The organism is Paenibacillus sp. FSL H8-0332 (assembly GCF_037963835.1).
Taxonomy (GTDB): domain Bacteria; phylum Bacillota; class Bacilli; order Paenibacillales; family Paenibacillaceae; genus Paenibacillus_AQ; species Paenibacillus_AQ rhizoplanae.
The window spans coordinates 5,339,753-5,355,798 of the sequence record NZ_CP150145.1 but is presented as its reverse complement, the minus strand read 5'-3'; the positions used below and the strand labels follow the sequence as shown (position 1 = coordinate 5,355,798).

At 53.0% G+C, this 16,046-nt stretch carries 12 protein-coding genes; 9 read left to right on the top strand and 3 right to left on the bottom strand.

Going from position 1 to position 16,046, the window contains the following annotated elements:
• Positions 1–3 precede the first annotated feature (3 nt).
• The 4 genes from mtaB (at position 4) to NST43_RS23105 (ending at position 7,017) form a co-directional block, all read left to right on the top strand.
• Positions 4–1,353, top strand: a complete 1,350-nt coding sequence (gene mtaB, locus NST43_RS23120; protein WP_209987769.1) for a tRNA (N(6)-L-threonylcarbamoyladenosine(37)-C(2))-methylthiotransferase MtaB — start codon at positions 4–6, stop codon at positions 1,351–1,353.
• A 358-nt stretch (positions 1,354–1,711) separates the two neighbouring features.
• Positions 1,712–3,940: an Ig-like domain-containing protein gene (locus NST43_RS23115; protein ID WP_339219620.1), complete on the top strand. Its 2,229-nt coding sequence runs from the start codon at positions 1,712–1,714 to the stop codon at positions 3,938–3,940.
• 619 nt (positions 3,941–4,559) lie between these two features.
• Positions 4,560–5,852, top strand: coding sequence for a group II intron reverse transcriptase/maturase (gene ltrA, locus NST43_RS23110; protein ID WP_339219618.1), 1,293 nt, complete (start codon positions 4,560–4,562; stop codon positions 5,850–5,852).
• 247 nt (positions 5,853–6,099) lie between these two features.
• Positions 6,100–7,017, top strand: a complete 918-nt coding sequence (locus NST43_RS23105; RefSeq protein ID WP_339225512.1) for an Rpn family recombination-promoting nuclease/putative transposase — start codon at positions 6,100–6,102, stop codon at positions 7,015–7,017.
• A 121-nt stretch (positions 7,018–7,138) separates the two neighbouring features.
• On the opposite strand, the gene NST43_RS23100 is transcribed toward NST43_RS23105, so the two are convergent.
• Together NST43_RS23100 and NST43_RS23095 are read right to left on the bottom strand one after the other, a co-directional pair.
• Positions 7,139–7,516 (bottom strand): STAS/SEC14 domain-containing protein, encoded by a 378-nt coding sequence (locus tag NST43_RS23100; protein WP_339219616.1) that lies wholly within the window; start codon positions 7,514–7,516, stop codon positions 7,139–7,141.
• A 148-nt stretch (positions 7,517–7,664) separates the two neighbouring features.
• Positions 7,665–8,654 carry a Na/Pi symporter gene (locus NST43_RS23095; RefSeq protein WP_339219614.1) on the bottom strand — a complete coding sequence of 330 codons (990 nt, stop codon included), beginning with the start codon at positions 8,652–8,654 and terminating at the stop codon, positions 7,665–7,667.
• A gap of 100 nt (positions 8,655–8,754) precedes the next feature.
• Between NST43_RS23095 and NST43_RS23090 the strand changes: the two genes are divergently transcribed.
• Positions 8,755–10,158, top strand: a complete 1,404-nt coding sequence (locus NST43_RS23090; RefSeq protein WP_209987782.1) for a class I SAM-dependent rRNA methyltransferase — start codon at positions 8,755–8,757, stop codon at positions 10,156–10,158.
• A 312-nt stretch (positions 10,159–10,470) separates the two neighbouring features.
• On the opposite strand, the gene NST43_RS23085 is transcribed toward NST43_RS23090, so the two are convergent.
• Entirely contained in the window at positions 10,471–10,596 is a 126-nt protein-coding gene (locus NST43_RS23085; RefSeq protein ID WP_339219613.1) for a hypothetical protein, read from the bottom strand.
• Positions 10,597–10,765: 169 nt separating this feature from the next.
• On the opposite strand from NST43_RS23085, the gene NST43_RS23080 reads away from it, so the two are divergent.
• The 4 genes from NST43_RS23080 to NST43_RS23065 all read left to right on the top strand — a co-directional run bounded on the left by NST43_RS23080 (position 10,766) and on the right by NST43_RS23065 (position 15,983).
• Positions 10,766–11,656: a sugar ABC transporter permease gene (locus tag NST43_RS23080; protein WP_036724369.1), complete on the top strand. Its 891-nt coding sequence runs from the start codon at positions 10,766–10,768 to the stop codon at positions 11,654–11,656.
• Positions 11,657–11,704: 48 nt separating this feature from the next.
• Positions 11,705–12,547 (top strand): carbohydrate ABC transporter permease, encoded by an 843-nt coding sequence (locus tag NST43_RS23075; RefSeq protein WP_339225511.1) that lies wholly within the window; start codon positions 11,705–11,707, stop codon positions 12,545–12,547.
• A 64-nt stretch (positions 12,548–12,611) separates the two neighbouring features.
• Positions 12,612–14,366, top strand: coding sequence for a histidine kinase (locus tag NST43_RS23070; RefSeq protein ID WP_339219611.1), 1,755 nt, complete (start codon positions 12,612–12,614; stop codon positions 14,364–14,366).
• Between the two features lie 9 nt (positions 14,367–14,375).
• Positions 14,376–15,983: a response regulator gene (locus tag NST43_RS23065; protein WP_339219610.1), complete on the top strand. Its 1,608-nt coding sequence runs from the start codon at positions 14,376–14,378 to the stop codon at positions 15,981–15,983.
• Positions 15,984–16,046 lie beyond the last annotated feature (63 nt).

Genomic DNA, 16,046 nt, shown 5'->3' with positions numbered 1-16,046 from the left:
ACCATGCCATCTGTAGCTTTTTATACACTGGGCTGCAAAGTCAATTTCTATGATACCGAGGCCATCTGGCAGCTCTTTAAGAATGATGGATACGAGCAGGTAGATTTCGAGGGTTCCGCCGATGTCTATCTGATTAACACCTGTACGGTGACCAATACGGGGGATAAAAAAAGCCGGCAGATGATCCGCCGGGCGGTCCGACGCAATCCTGACGCCATCGTAGCGGTTACTGGCTGCTACGCGCAGACCTCTCCCGGAGAGATCTTGGATATCCCCGGAGTCGATCTGGTGATCGGCAACCAGGACCGGGAGCAGATCATGACCCATGTGAAGAATATTCAGGAGTCGCGCCAGCCGGTGAATGCGGTCCGCAACATTATGAAGACACGTGAGTTCGAGGAGATGGATGTGCCCGGGTTCGCTGACCGGACGCGGGCGTTCATGAAGATTCAGGACGGCTGCAACAACTTCTGCACCTTCTGCATCATTCCCTGGTCGCGCGGTCTGTCGCGCAGCCGTGATCCGAAATCGATTGTTGCCCAGGCGCATCAGCTGGTGGAGGCCGGATATAAGGAGTTCGTACTGACCGGTATTCATACCGGCGGCTACGGGGACGATCTGGACAACTACCGCCTCGCTGACCTGCTCTGGGAGCTGGATCAGGTGGACGGGCTGGAGCGGGTGCGGATCAGCTCCATTGAGGCCAGTCAGATTGACGAGAAGCTGCTGGAGGTGCTGAATCGCAGCACCAAGATGTGCCGCCATCTGCATATTCCGCTTCAGGCGGGCCATAACGAGGTGCTGAAGGCGATGCGCCGGAAGTATACCACGGAAGAGTATTTTGCCAAAATGCAGCTGATCCGCCAGGCCATGCCGGATGTGGGGATCACTACCGATGTGATTGTCGGCTTCCCGGGCGAGACGGATGAGATGTTCCGGGCAGGCTATGACTTCATGAAGGCGGTCAACTATTCGGAGATGCATGTCTTCCCGTATTCCAAACGGACCGGAACCCCGGCTGCGCGGATGCTGAATCAGGTGGATGAGGAGATCAAGAATGCGCGTGTGCAGGAGCTGATCGATCTCTCCGAGGAGATGCAGCTGGCGTATGCCCGGCAGTTCGTCGGCAAGACGTTATCCGTGATCCCGGAGCGGGCGGCTAAAGGTTCGGCGGGACGCAGCATACAGCACGGCTTCAGCGACAACTATCTCCAGGTGCTGTTTGGCGGCGACGATTCACTGCAGGGCGAGTTGTGCCAGGTGAAGGTAACCGAAGCCGGCGTGAATGAATGCCGGGGCGAGCTAGTTAGTGTTAGCCGGGCAGTAGCTGGACTGCGTGAAAGCGTCCGATAGGACAGATGCTTACGAATGAAAGGGTGTCTACTTAGCCGATGATGGCGATTAGGCATCCTTTTTTCGTCAGCCCGTAATTATCTATATAAATTGGACTTGAAAATATACAAATCATGAAATCTGTAGACAACAGCGGCCGGAAGTCCAAAACTTCTCTGGAGTTACGGCTATCCCATACTGAAAAAATTAAAGGTACATTTTATATAGTTACAAAGACCTGAATTTGCCCGGGAATCGTGAAATATGGAAAATGGGGTAAAGACATGGGCTGTATATGTCGATATAGTGGAAGAGTGTGGTAAAAGTCCACCGATAATCAGACCGTCTAAGGAGAGAACAGATGACCGTGTACAGGAAAATGACAAAAACGCTCCTCATTATGATATTGCTCGTTGTAGCCGCTTTTCCGGTAAACGTCTTTGCCGCTGCTGGAGACACTATCTCTATTGAATTCGACAGCGCAGCCAAGGTTGAGCTTACCGTGGGCCAATCACCGAAGCAGCTTAAGGTATATGCCAATGTAGAGGGCTCCGCTTCCAAGCGGGATGTAACGGCAGCCGCCACATGGACCTCCTCGAAGCAGGAAGTCGTAACAGTGCTGAACGGCCAGCTTAAGCCGGTGGATGCCGGAACGGCAATGATTACAGCAACCTACAATAATGCAATAGCTTCGGTAGAGGTGTCGGTCTCCCATTCCTTCAAGGAACTGAAATTGACCCGCAGTACAGAGGGCAGCTATAAATTAGGCGACAAAGAGGAATTGCTGTCCGTTACGGCAACCGCCATCGGCGGAACTTCAGCCACGGCGCAGAAGGATGTAACGAAGGACGTTGAATGGAGCAGCTCGAATACAGGCGTGCTGACCATAGCAGCAGGCAAGATTACTCTGGTCGGTGAAGGTAAGGCTACCATTACCGCCAAGTACAAAGGATTAACCGAAACGATCAAAGCGGTGGTGGAGCTTCCTTATGCCGCCATTATGCTCAAAGACCAGAAGGATACTGTTGTCAAAGAACTCGAAATGCTGGTCGGGGATAATCCGGTGCATGTGAAAGCAGTGACCAAAGCTACAGCGGTGAGTCCAGAGCTCACGATCGACAAAGAGGCAGAGTGGAGCAGCTCTAGCGAAAGTGTAGCAACAGTAAAAGACGGCGAGATTACCATTCTCGGCGTGGGCAAGACTGTCATTACCGCAAGCTATCTGGGTGTCACCCAGTCGGTGGATGTCTATGTACGCGCACCTTATGAAGCGCTTGTGCTGAAGCCTTCCGGCGACCAGTCGCTTTTCCTGGGGGAGAGTCTGAATGTAACGGCAATGATGCGCAATGCGGTCAATTCTACCTCGAACGAAACAGCATCCGCAGTCTGGACCTCTGACAACCTGATGAACGCTACGGTGACTGCCAATACGGCGGATGCGGCCAACGCTTTTGCCACGGTAACAGGTAAAGCGGTAGGGACCTCGATCATTAAGGCGAGTTATCTGGGCATCAGCAAAACCTTCAAAATCACCGTCCTTCCAACCCTGACTGAGCTCAGTCAGGAGAAGACGGAACAGGAAATATACACGGCGGATGCGGTTAGCCTGCCGAAGGTGAACGGAACCAAGTATGACGGAACCAAGCTGGACATCAGTGATGAGATGGAGTGGATCTCTGCGAATGAAGAGATTGTGTCCATCAAGGACGGAAAGTTTGTCGGCGGCAAGGCAGGCACCGCTATACTGACCGGGAAGTTCAAAAATGGCGAAGTGACCTCCGCTTCCGCTACAGCCATCCGGTCCAAGACCGTTCAATTTAATGTAACGGTTCAGAACAAAGTGCTGGTCCTGATTGGGCCGGATGAAGCACTGGGCGTAGTCATTGGTGAAGAACTACCGTTGCCTGCTGTCCAGGCTGTACTGGAGAATGGCGACGAGCTGGATGTATCGGGAAGCATTAAGTGGGAGCTAAGCGGCAGCAATGCCGTTCTTAAGCAGACAAGCACTGCGAAGACCCTCAAGGGACTGGCGAAAGGTACAGCAACCCTGAAGGGGACCTACTCTAACAAGACGATCAGTGTTCCGGTAACGATTGAACAGAAGGTTGTGAAGCTGGTTGTGGAACCGGCAACGCTGGAGATGAATATCAAGGCCTCCAAGAGCATTAAGGTTACCGGGTATTTCTCCAACGGCAAGTCTGCCAACTTCTCAGGGGCGATGAACTGGGAATCTTCCAACCCTGCTGTAGCCTCAATCAAAGGCACTTCCGTCAAAGCCTTGGCAGAAGGTACAACTACACTGAGCGGCTCCTATCAGGGGATTCAGGCAACGGTCAAGATCAATGTTGTTCCCAAGCTGATGAAGCTGACGGTCAGTGAGAAGCGGCTGAGCCTTGCGCCGGGTGCAGGTAAAAGCGTGGTTGTAACCGCGCTGTATGATACCGGCCGGACTGCGGTAGTCACAGGAAGCATGGTCTGGACCAGCTCCAAATCCTCTGTAGCCAAGGTGAATGCCACCGGGATGATTACAGCAGTGAGCAAGGGAAGCGCATCTATTAAAGGAAAACTGGGAGCTAAGTCAGTCTCGGTATATGTTAGTGTGAAATAGTGTAAGGCTGCTGGTGGTTTGAGCGGCAACGAGAAGACCTGTACATTCGTCCATATGGACGAATGTACAGGTTTTTTGTTTATGGGCGTGCCCAGAGGCACGCATTATCTAGTTGGTGAAAGTCCAACCAAAGGAGGGACCAAGCTACCTTTGTAGCTAGGATGCTTGCACATGGCGAAATCTGTGTGTAAAAGCGCATCGACAAAAGTACTGGTCAGAGACCGGGCGAGCAACAATTCAGGCCGCAACATCAAGTGAATCCTGCCGCGTCGTCAAAAAGGCCCTGCAAAGGGGAACAGAGGGAGCCGAGTCCCGCTATTATGGACGAAGGCCAAGGAAACTGTGCAGAACTTGGAACAGCAGTGAAGAATCCTCCGGCGTAATGGGAACGGCATGGATTGAAAGATAATGCAGTGAACTGGGGAGACCCTCCCCCACACGGAAGAATTTTTTTTTTAGGAACCCGTAAAGAGACGCTCTATAAGTCCAGAAGACGAAGTGAACCGTCTGTGGGAAGGGAGTCCGAGGGGCTTATAGTACCGAAGAACCTAAGGACAACATAACCTTAGGGAGGGAAGGAGCCCTGCTTTGTTTACGCTTTTGGAGGAGGTACGAGTGAGTGAATGCCAAACGGCTAACGACACCCAAGGAAAAAGTTCAAGAACTCCAAGAAAAGCTAGGTCATGCGGCCAAGGAGAACAACAAGCGTAAATTCCACGCCTTGTACGACAAAGTCTACCGGTGGGATGTGCTATGCGAAGCCTGGAAACGGGTGAAAGCGAATAAGGGAGCTGCGGGAGTGGATGCCGTAACGCTCGTTGAAATCGAGAAACAAGGAGTCACGAGATTTCTCAAAAGCTGTGAGCGAGAATTGAAAGAAGGCAGCTACCATCCGCAGCCCGTACGGCGGCACTATATCCCGAAGAAAGACGGGAAGCCAAGACCACTAGGCATCCCTACGGTACGAGACCGAGTCCTACAGATGGCAACCAAACTGGTGATTGAACCCATCTTTGAAGCCGATTTTAAAGAAGTCTCCTTCGGATTTCGCCCGAAGCGAGGTGCAAAAGGAGCACTGGAACGAATCCGGAAAGCCTGCAACCGCAAAGGAAATTGGGTAGTCGACGTCGATATCCAAGGTTACTTCGACCATATCAATCAAGAGAAACTCATGAAATTGGTACAGATGCGTATCAATGACAGACGGATTTTGAAGCTTATACGGAAGTGGCTTCATGCGGGAGTGATGGAAGAAGGAAAGGTACGGCGTTCCGATCTAGGGACACCCCAAGGTGGTGTCATCTCGCCACTGCTGGCGAATATCTATTTGAACTACTTTGACCGGTTATGGGAGAAACACGGAAGTGGGCTGGGAGAACTGACGAGGTATGCAGACGACTTCGTTGTGGTCTGTAAAACCAAAAAGGATGCAGAACATGCGTATGAACTCATCCGCACCATTATGGAACGTCTAGAACTCACGCTGCATCCGACCAAAACCCGCATTGTAGGTCTGTGGACAGGAGACGAAGGCTTCGACTTCTTAGGAATGCACCACCGAAAAACGAAAGCAGAAACCTCTCAAGGGAAGGTGTACTATACCACTCAGCAGTGGCTAACGAAGAGGGCAGAGGAACGCATCCGAGGCGTGGTCAAAGACCGATTAGCACCGCCTGGAATGCGCTGGAAATCGTTTGAGGAACACGTGGAATGGCTCAACCCAAAGATTCAGGGATGGAGAAATTACTATTACACGAACTACAGCCAAAAGAGGTTAGCGAAGCTGGATTGGTATATTCTGCAGCGATTTACCCGGTGGTATGCAAAGAAGAGACAACGGAGGAGATGGATGAGCTCATTCAGGGAGGTCAAGTATATGGCCAATAAGTGTGGACTAAAAACGCTATTGTAATCTGCATGCCCATGAATGACAAACATCGGAAAGCCGTATGAGGGAAAACCTCACGTACGGTTTGATGAGGAGGGGCTGGGTTGTACCAGCCCTTTACTCTAGTGAGGAATCGGAATGCTCAAAATTAATAAGGTAGGGGTATCACATTTAAACACGAATGTATGTTCCTTTTATTATATACAATCCCAAATAAATGGAATACAATCACATTAGAACAAGCTCAAACCTATAAAAGGAGGCGAAACATATTTCTATACCACATGATGAAGCTTTCAAGAAGCTGCTGGAGACGTTCTTTGAAGAATTCATAGAGTTGTTTTTTCCTGAACTGCATGCCATGCTGGACTATAGTGAGACCCGGTTTTTAATGCAGGAGTTATTGGTAGATATTGTCGGAGAAGAAGCGCGTGAGCTGGATTTGCTGCTGGAGACCCGCTACAAAGGACTGGACGGTTATATCCTAATTCACCTGGAACCGCAATCGTATAGGGATACCGCATTCCGTGAGAGAATGTTTATTTACTTCAGCCGTCTATTCGAGCGCTACCGCAAAGACCATAAGCTGATTATTCCGATTGCGATCTTTACCTCAGATGAGGTCCGGGAAGAGCCGGACACGCTGGAGATGTCTATTCCGGAGCATTCCATTCTGCGCTTCCAATTCCTTAAGGTGGAGCTGCGTAAGCAGAGCTGGCGGCGATTCATCGACTCAGACAATGCAGTGGCTGCTGCGTTATTAGCGAAGATGGGTTATACTACAAGAGAAGCAAGAGAAGTGCGCCGGGAATTCCTGCGTATGTTCATTAAGCTCAGGACACGGTTGGATCAGGGACGGCTGGCGCTGATTATGTCAGTGGCCGATTTGTATTTCAAGCCGGACCGGATACAGGATGAGGAGATTCTAAGAGAATTAATCGATCATTACCCGGAGGAGGGAGAAGTCATTATGGAATTGATGCCAGCCTGGAAGCGTTGGGGATACGAAGAGGGCAAAGCGGAAGGTATTGAGGAAGGCAAAGCAGAAGGTATTGAGGAAGGCAAAGCAGAAGGAAAAGAAGAAGGTCAGGCGGAGCTCATTCGTAAATTGCTGCTTAATGGATTTTCTCCCGAAGTGGTCTCTAAGGCTGTTGAACTGCCGCTGGATAAGATTAAGAAGCTGATGTAAATATAGACCCGGAGCCAATATCGGTGGCCCTGGGTCTTTTTTTAGGATCTTTTCTGTAATTCTATAAAATTGTTACTATGACAGAGCGCTGACTCACAATGAACTGGAAATTTGTAAGGCTTTATATTGAATACTCATTCAACCAAATCAATGCTTGTTCATAATTATCAAAAAAATTCACGGATTTTTTGGTGTTGGATTGTTGTAAATAATTCATGATCTCCCCTTCTTCAAGGAGAAACGCAATTGCCATGCTGTGATTCAATAGAGTTTCATTGAAGAACTTATCTTTCCATGCTTTTTGAACAGAAAAATGATCTGGTGTGTATCCTTTTCGGTCCACCAGCAATTTGTATTTCCGATTCCCGGAAATGAATTGCTGGCAAGCATGCTCGAATCCATGGAACCATTCATTCACATCATCTGTGTTAATCTTGCCAATTAGATGGGTAACAATTAAATCTCCTGAAACTGTTGTGCTGATATTCTGATTACTCAACTTTGGAATCATCTCCCTTAGTTCCAATTATGCTTATATATCTTACAAAATCAATAAGGGGAAATTTCTTACGCAACTAAGGTTTGAATTAGTACTGCGGGACGGATTTGAAGTATAATGAGGACTGCGATAACGATTCTTGGAAGACTCAGGACTGCAGCCGTTGCTCCAGCCTGGACCAGACGGGCAGGTAGCATAGCGGCAGTACCCCAAGCGAACAGACGACGTTGAAAATAGTCTGGGCATGGGCGAGCTGGGCGGCAGGTCCGCCGCCGATCGAGGCGGATAGGAATTGCAGCGGCTGGATGAAGGGCAGAAAGAGTAAGGCGCCGCCGACATTCAGCGTCACATGCGACCAGGCGACGAATACGCCGGAAGGCGTACTGCCGATGGCGGCAATGACGGCAGTGACGCAGGTGCCGATATTCGCGCCGAGGACGATGGCGATGCCAAGTGCAGGCGGCATCACGCCGCTGGCAGCTAGGCCCATCGCCATGCCGATGACTGCGGCGCTGCTGTGCACCATCGCCGTCAGTACAGCTCCGGCGGCCAGCCCCCAGAGTGCGCTGGTTGCGGCATGCCCGAGGAACCAGCTGAACAGGGCGCTACCCTCCAGGGCGGGGCCGATGGATTGCATGACCGCGATGCCCCACAGGACGAGCGCAAAGCCAGTGACCGCAAGGGAGATGAACTGCAGCGGTCCCGAGATCCGGCGGCAGGCCTCAAGCAGCCGCGAGGACTGCGGGGCCAGCTCGCCGGCCATCACGGCGGCGGCCCACAGACAGAGCGCCGCGATCAGCAGCGGCGCGGCCAGTGTGCTGATCTGCAGGCTGATCAGCTCCGTTGTCAGGCAGGTGCCGATGTTGCTGCCGAGAATAATGCCAAGCGTGCGGGCATAGGTCAGCAGCCCGGCATTGACCATGCCGATGGTCAGCACCGTTACAGCGGTGCTGCTCTGCAGCAGCGCTGACAGCAGAGCGCTGACGATCAGGCCTTTGGCCGGTGTGGAGGTAGCCTTGTGCAGGCTGCGCTTCAGCAGCGGACCGGCCAGCCGCGACAGCGAGGCTTCCATCACCTTCATGCCGGCGAGAAATATGACAAGACCGTAGAGGACAGGGAATAACAGTTCACGGATCATAAGGACAGGCTCCTTTTTGAACGGGGGTTGTACCAATATATGAACGCCAGGCATAGGACATGTATATTAATCTGGCAACAAGAATAGGGAGTTGAAGGTATTGGCATCAGTAATTCTGGAACGAAACCGTAAAAAAAGACTGGAGCAGGGCCATCCATGGGTCTTCGCCAGTGAAGTAGCATCTGTAGACGGAGATCCGCAGGCAGGCGGACTGGTGGATGTTCTGACCCATCAGGGGCGGTATCTGGCTACGGGGTATTACAATCCAGCTTCGCAGATCCGGGTTAGAATTCTGTCGCAGCACAAGCTGGCGGCGATGGACACGGCGTTTTTTGCACAGCGGTTCGAGGACTGTCTGCGGCACAGGGAACGCTTCCTGCCGGGGGCGGACGCTTATCGTCTGGTCTACGGGGAAGCGGATTTTCTGCCAGGGCTGATCATTGACCGCTTCGGTGAAGTCCTTGTGGTGCAACTGCTGACACTGGCTATGGACCAGCACCGCTCCGAGATTGTGGAGGCGCTGGTTCAGGTGGTGGCGCCGCGCGGCATCTATGAGCGCAGCGATGTCAGTGTGCGGGAGCTGGAGGGACTGGAACAGACCACGGGTGTGCTCTACGGTGAATGTCCGCGCCACATTACCGTAAGCGAGAACGGGCTGAAGGTCATTGTCGATATTGAAGAGGGGCAGAAGACCGGATACTTCTTCGATCAGCGGGAGAACAGGGCATCGATTGCTCCGCTGATGCAGGGCTGGGGCGGACGCAGCGGAATTACACTGCAGAACGTAGCCGCCGAGGATGGTTCACTCCAGATGCTGCCGGTTAACAAAAGCGGCAAGCCTGTCACCTTCCCGTACTGGGATGGTGCAACTGTCCTGGAATGCTTTGCGCATACAGGAAGCTTCACACTGCATGCCTGCAAGTATGGTGCCAAGAAGGTAACCTGCCTGGATGTATCCGCGCATGCCATCGAGAGTGCGAAGGCCAATGTGGAGATCAACGGGTTCAGCGACCGGGTGGAGTTCGTGGTAGATGATGCATTTGCTTTTCTGCGCAATCAGGTGAAGGGTCAGGAGGAACGCACCGAGCGCGCTACGGGCGGCGCAGCAGCAGAAGGGAAAACCGCAAGCAAACCAGCTGCCAAGGCGGACACCGCGAAGCCGATGACCGCCGGGGGCGGACGCACGTGGGATGTCGTGATTCTGGACCCGCCTGCTTTTGCCAAGACCAAAAGTGCAGTGGCAGGTGCCGTACGCGGCTACAAGGACATCAATCTGCAGGGCATGAAGCTGGTGAATGACGGCGGATATCTGGTCACGGCCAGCTGTTCGTACCACATGCAGCCGCAGCTGTTCCTCGATACGATCATGGAAGCAGCCAAGGATGCCGGTAAGGTGCTGAGACTGATCGAATGGCGGGCCGCAGGCAAGGACCATCCGCAGATTCTCGGTGTGGACGAGGGGCATTATCTGAAGTTTGCCATCTTTGAGGTGCGCAGCAAATAGAAGTTTCAGACGCGGCGGGCCGGCCGGTTTTGGGGGAAGAGTCTCTTTTATAGAGGCTCTTTTTTGATGTATTTGGTACAGTTAAAAGACGACCGAAAACCAGAATAGCTACGATAGCTGTATTCTGTACAATTAAAAACGGCCTGGAGTGTCTGTGGAGGTGAAAACCGGATTTTTAGTTGCAGAGAATACACTTAAACCTGTTAACGCGCCATTTTAGCCGCTTTTAGTTGTACCAAATACACCTAAGCACGGACGCCGTCTGTATCACCCCATACGCCCCAGTTCCACCACCCGCTGTGCTTGCCCGTGTCACTCCGCCCCAGTTCCACCACCCGCTGTGCTTGCCCGTGTCACTCCGCCCCAGTTCCACCACCCGCTGTGTTTGCCCGTGTCACTCCGCCCCAGTTCCACCACCCGCTGTGTCGCCCGTGTCACTCCGCCTCAGTCCCACCATCGCTTCCGCGCCCGTCTCTCGCCGCCCTCCGGCCCTCCCCGCCCCCCAGCTCAGTAACATCCTCCCCTTTCAATAGTTGATTTCCCTATCCCGGCAGCGTAGGCGGACCCTCTATAATCAAGGTACAGATTCTGAGGGGGGCCGTTTTTTATGAAACAGAAAAAAATACATGCCTACGTCTTCGTATTTCCCAGCTTGTTCCTGACCCTGGTGTTCGGCATTTATCCTCTGCTGTGGGCCTTGCGGTATATGTTCTATGACTATCAGGGGTTTGGGACGCCTGTATTTATCGGCCTCGATAACTTCGGGCGGGTGCTGCGCGACCATCAGTTCTGGTCCTCTGTCGGCAATACCGGGATCTATGCGCTCGGCAAGCTCGTGGTGACGATTCCGATGTCGCTGCTGCTGGCGATTATCTTGAACCGCAAAATGAAAGGGCGTTCCTTCCTGCGGGCGATTTATTATCTGCCTACGATCTTCAGCGCCTCGGTTATGGCGATTGTCTTCTTCATCATTTTCAACTCCTATAACGGTATCTTGAATCAGCTGCTGATCCGCTTCCATATCATCAGCGAACCGGTTGGCTGGCTCAGCGCCGACCATGCCATGATGACGACGATCATAATTGCTATCTGGGGTGCGGTCGGTAACTATATGCTGCTGTTCCTTGCGGGACTCCAAGGCATTCCCAATGATCTGTACGAAGCAGCCTCGCTGGACGGGGCGAATGAATTCCAGAAGCTGAAGAATGTGACCATCCCGCTGCTGGGACCGGTGATGCAGATGATTATCATGCTGGCGATCACCATCTCGCTGAAGGGCTATGAGAGCATTATGGTGCTGACTGAAGGCGGGCCGTATGGCAAAACAGAAGTCATGTACCTGTACCTGTTCAAGCTCTTATTCCCGGTCTCGGCGGAAGCACAGTCCATCCAGCAGCTTGGCTATGGCAGCGCAGTCGGCTTCACCACTGCGGTCATTGTGGGCGGCGTGACGCTGGTCTACTTCCGGATCTCCAAGAAATTAAACGATGTGTACTAGAACAGACAGGAGGAGAGCAGAATGAATAACACCCGCACCCGTTCCGACATGTCCCCGCTGCTGACCCGCTCGTTCGGCAAGGCTGTGCTCTGGATCTTTCTGATTGCGGCCGCCCTGCTGGCCTTGTTCCCGATCATCATGGTCGTGCTGGGCTCGTTCAAGACGAACCAGGAGTTGACCGGCAGTGCAACCATTTGGCCGTCAAGCTGGCATTTCTCGAACTACCTGGAAGCGTGGAAGAACGCCAATTTCTCCCGCTATACGCTGAACAGTATATTTGTAAGCGTGGCCACCACTGTCGGCACTCTGCTGATTGCTTCGATGTCCGCCTATGCGGTAAACCGGGTTTCTTTTATCGGCAAAAAAGCGTACTCCCTGCTCATGGCCTCCACGCTGTTCATCTCCATCGGCGCCGTGGTGCTGCGTCCGCAATTTGACCTGATGGTCATGCTCGGCCTGAACAAGACGCTCTGGGGCGTCATTATTATCCTGATCAGCGCCCATGCCACCTGTTATTTCATCTTAATCGGCTTCTTCCAGAGCATTCCGCGCGACCTGGATGAAGCAGCGATGATCGATGGCTGCAACTTCTACTCTGTCTACCTGCGTATCATCCTGCCGATGCTGCGGCCTGCGCTGGCGGTTGCCGGACTGGGAGCGTTCCAGGGGTCATGGAATGAATATATTCTGCCGCTGGTCTTCACGATGAGCAATCCCCAGCTCCAGACACTTCCGGTTGGGCTGGCAAATCTGCGCTACGGAATCGGAGCGGCGTCAGAGGTGCAGCTGATGATGGCCGGCGCGTGCCTGTCCATTTTGCCGCTGCTGGTGGTCTATGTGTTCGCCAATAAATCCTTCATGCAGGTAACACTCGGCGCCGTCAAAGGGTAGTCCCGGAAAAAGTAGTGTTCCGCCCGCACTGTTGTTACAATGGGTTGCAAGGAGTGGTTCACGGATGAAACTCGGTTTCTACAAGCAGTCTTTGAAGAAAAGAATTCAGGTGCTGTACATCTTCCTCGCCATTCTCTGCATCAGTGTAACCGGGGTCGGCTCGTATCTTTTTGCGGCACGCAGCATCCAGGGTAGTGCGCTTGAGCTGAAGCAAGGCATCTTGAACAAATCGGTTCAGGTAATGGACGAGCATCTCCGGCATATCGTAGTTTCTTCGTATTCCCTTATGCTGGGTGAGAGCTTCGGCCAGGCGATGAAGGATGTCAGTAGCCGTAATTCCTCTCATTATTATCAGAATCTGTCGCTGCTGCAGACCTCCTTTGACCAGCTTAAGCTGGTGGAGCCGCTGATCGATGCGACCTATCTCAGTACGCCCATTGGCGATTTTTACTCCACTAAAGATTTCCCCGACCGGAAGACCAACTTCATGGAGAAATACGGGAGTTATCTGGAGCGGCCGGGCTGGAATACCCTGTGGCTGGGGGCGCATCAGAGCGAGCTGTTCCAATCGAAGGGCCGGGTGCTCTCGCTTCTGCTGAAGCCTACAGTGATTGACAATCATAATTTTCCGGACGTCTATATGGTTGTGAACATGAAGGAGGGGGCGATGAGGTCTATCCTGGAGCAGGATCTGATGAATAATCAGGTTCAGCTCTTTTTGCTGCAAAAGGATGGATCGATGGTCATCCGGCCGGAGACGCAAACCTACGAGTTCAATACAGAGCAGAATTTCGTCAGCCGGTTCAATGCAGGGACGGCAGGCGATTTCAACTATATCAATGCCAAAGGCGAGGAGCTGCTCGTCAATTACAGCACGCTGTCGATGAATGAGGACTGGGTCATGGTCAGCATTCAGTCCAAAGCAGACCTGCTGCAACCGCTGAACCAGATCCGCTGGCTGATCTTCTGGATTATGCTGATCTGTACCCTGGTGGCGCTGGCCTTGTCCAACCTGCTCGCCTCTGCACTGCTGAAGCCGCTCAACAAGCTGCAGCGTCTGATGGTTGAGGTAGAGTATAACGATCTGGATGTGCGGTTTCAGAGCCGCTATGAGGATGAGGTCAGCGCCGTTGGCCATAAGTTTAACCGGATGCTGGACCAGATTCAGGTTCTGATTCAGGAGGTGCGAAACTCGGAGCAGGAGAAGCGCAAGTCGGAGGTCAAGGCGTTACAGGCGCAGGTGGACCCTCATTTCTTATACAACACGCTAAATACGATCTTCTGGAAAAGCGAGAATGGCGAGAAAAGCGATGTCAGCGAGATGATCGTGGCCTTGTCGCTCCTGTTCCGCCTGGGGCTGAACAACGGGAACGATATTACAACCCTCCAGCAGGAGGTCCAGCATGTCCGGCAGTATTTGCAGCTCCAGCAGAAGTGTTATGAGAATCTGTTCACCTATACGATTGAGGTGGAGGATGACGCCTATCTGTCCGTCCGGATGTTGAAGATTCTGCTTCAGCCACTGGTGGAAAATTCAATCCTGCACGGCTTCCGCGACAAAGCGGAGCTGGGCAGGATTGAGATCCGCATCTACCGCGCTGCCGGATTCATGATCCTGCGGGTCACGGACAACGGCTGCGGCATGGATGCCGCTCAGCTTGCGAATGCGGTGAATAGTACCGAAGCGGAGCGCAGGGGATATGCCTTGTCCAACCTGCGCAGCAGGCTCAGCCTGCATTACGGTGAATCCGCATCGATTGCCTTCAGCAGCATTCCCGATATTGCTACAACTGTAACCGTCACGATACCGATCCTCTAGGAGGCTGCCATGAACCCGTTGACCCTGTGCGTAATGGATGATATTCAGACTGTCGTCAAAGGAATTGCTTCAACGATCCCGTGGGCGGATCATGGAATCGAAGTGGCGGGGACCGCCGGCAACGGTGAGCAGGGCTGGGAGCTGCTGCTGGAGAAGGACCCCGACATCGTAATCAGCGATATCCGCATGCCGAAGCTCAGCGGTCTTGAGCTGATGAAACGGGCTGCCGAAGCGAAGCTGCGGGCCAAATTTATATTCATCAGCGGGTATTCGGATTTCAGCTATGCGCAGGAGGCGATCAAGCTGGGCGCCTCCGACTATTTGCTGAAGCCGTTCACCCAGCCGGAGATTGTGGACGCTGTGCTGAAGGTGAAGCAGACTATTGAAGAAGAGCGGGCCAGAGCAGAGCAGATACAGCAAATGGAGCAGAAGATGATAGCCAGCCATTCGCAGCTGCGCCAGGATTATCTCACCGCTCTGCTGCGCCAAGAGACAACTGTCAGCATGAGTGACAGCCGCTGGCAGGAGCTGGGCATCGACCTGGATGCCGGCAATCTGCTGGTGATGGCCATTGAGCTGGACTGTTATACCGAATACGGGTACACCCTGCATCTGGATGACAGTGAAATCATTCCCTTTGCGATCAAGAACATCCTGGACGAGACGCTGAAAATGCACACGCGCGGCGTTGTACTGCGCGAGAGCAGACAGCGGCTGGCCGCGGTCTTTAATCCGCCGGAGGCCAAGGATACGGTGGAGCTGCTGGAGCTATGCCGTGAGAATGTGGAGAAATACAGTAAGAATACCGTTTCGATCGGCCTTGGCACAGCGGCACGGGGACCGCGTGAGATCCGGGCCTCCTTCGTGCATGCGGCCAAAGCGCTGGCCTACCGCTTTTACAGTGAGGGGAATTGTATCTTCCGCTTCACAGAGCTGGACCCGGAGAACCGCGCAGCCCCGGACTATCCTGAGGAGAAGGTGAAGGAGCTGCTGTACGCGCTCAAATCCGGCAATGAAGAAGGCTGTCATGAGATCATCGGCGAGATCTTCCGGCAGTGGACTCTCTCCGGCAGATATCCTGACCCGCTGTCGATGGTTCGTCTGTTGTCCGGGCTGACCTTCGCCATGTACCGGGCGTTCTGTGATGAAATCACGGAGGAGGAACGCATACAGCTGGAGGCTGACCTGACGGCGCTGGAGGAGAACCGTTCTTTAACCTTTGGCGGGTGGAAAAGCTATATCAATCACTTCGCCAGCATGGGCTGTGAATTCGTCGATAGCAAGCAGTTCCGCGATGTAACACAGTCCATCAACCGGGCCAGAGAATATATCCGGCTGCATCTGGAGGAGAATCTGACCCTGAACAGCTGCGCGCAGGCCGTCCATCTCAGCCCGAGCTATTTCGCAGGTGCCTTCAAGAAGGAGACCGGCATGACGCTGATCCAGTATATTACCAAGCTGCGGATGGAGCGGGCGAAGGAGCTGCTGATTGCCGGGGCTCAGGTGCAGGAGATTTCCCTGATGCTCGGCTATGAGGACCGCCCTTATTTCAGCGGCCTGTTCAAAAAATATTGCGGACTTACGCCCACAGCGTTCCGGCAAAAATACTTGAAATAAGCAGGAGCTGAAGGAACAGGGACAAGCATTTTTTCCCCCTTACAAAGTTAGAATGTCCCTCAC

Coding starts and splice junctions, on each gene's coding strand:
- NST43_RS23075 (WP_339225511.1), top strand. CDS start 11,705: ATGTCCCCGCTGCTGACCCGCTCGTTCGGCAAGGCTGTGCTCTGGATC.
- NST43_RS23095 (WP_339219614.1), bottom strand. CDS start 8,654: ATGATCCGTGAACTGTTATTCCCTGTCCTCTACGGTCTTGTCATATTT.
- NST43_RS23070 (WP_339219611.1), top strand. CDS start 12,612: ATGAAACTCGGTTTCTACAAGCAGTCTTTGAAGAAAAGAATTCAGGTG.
- NST43_RS23080 (WP_036724369.1), top strand. CDS start 10,766: ATGAAACAGAAAAAAATACATGCCTACGTCTTCGTATTTCCCAGCTTG.
- NST43_RS23115 (WP_339219620.1), top strand. CDS start 1,712: ATGACAAAAACGCTCCTCATTATGATATTGCTCGTTGTAGCCGCTTTT.
- NST43_RS23065 (WP_339219610.1), top strand. CDS start 14,376: ATGAACCCGTTGACCCTGTGCGTAATGGATGATATTCAGACTGTCGTC.
- mtaB (WP_209987769.1), top strand. CDS start 4: ATGCCATCTGTAGCTTTTTATACACTGGGCTGCAAAGTCAATTTCTAT.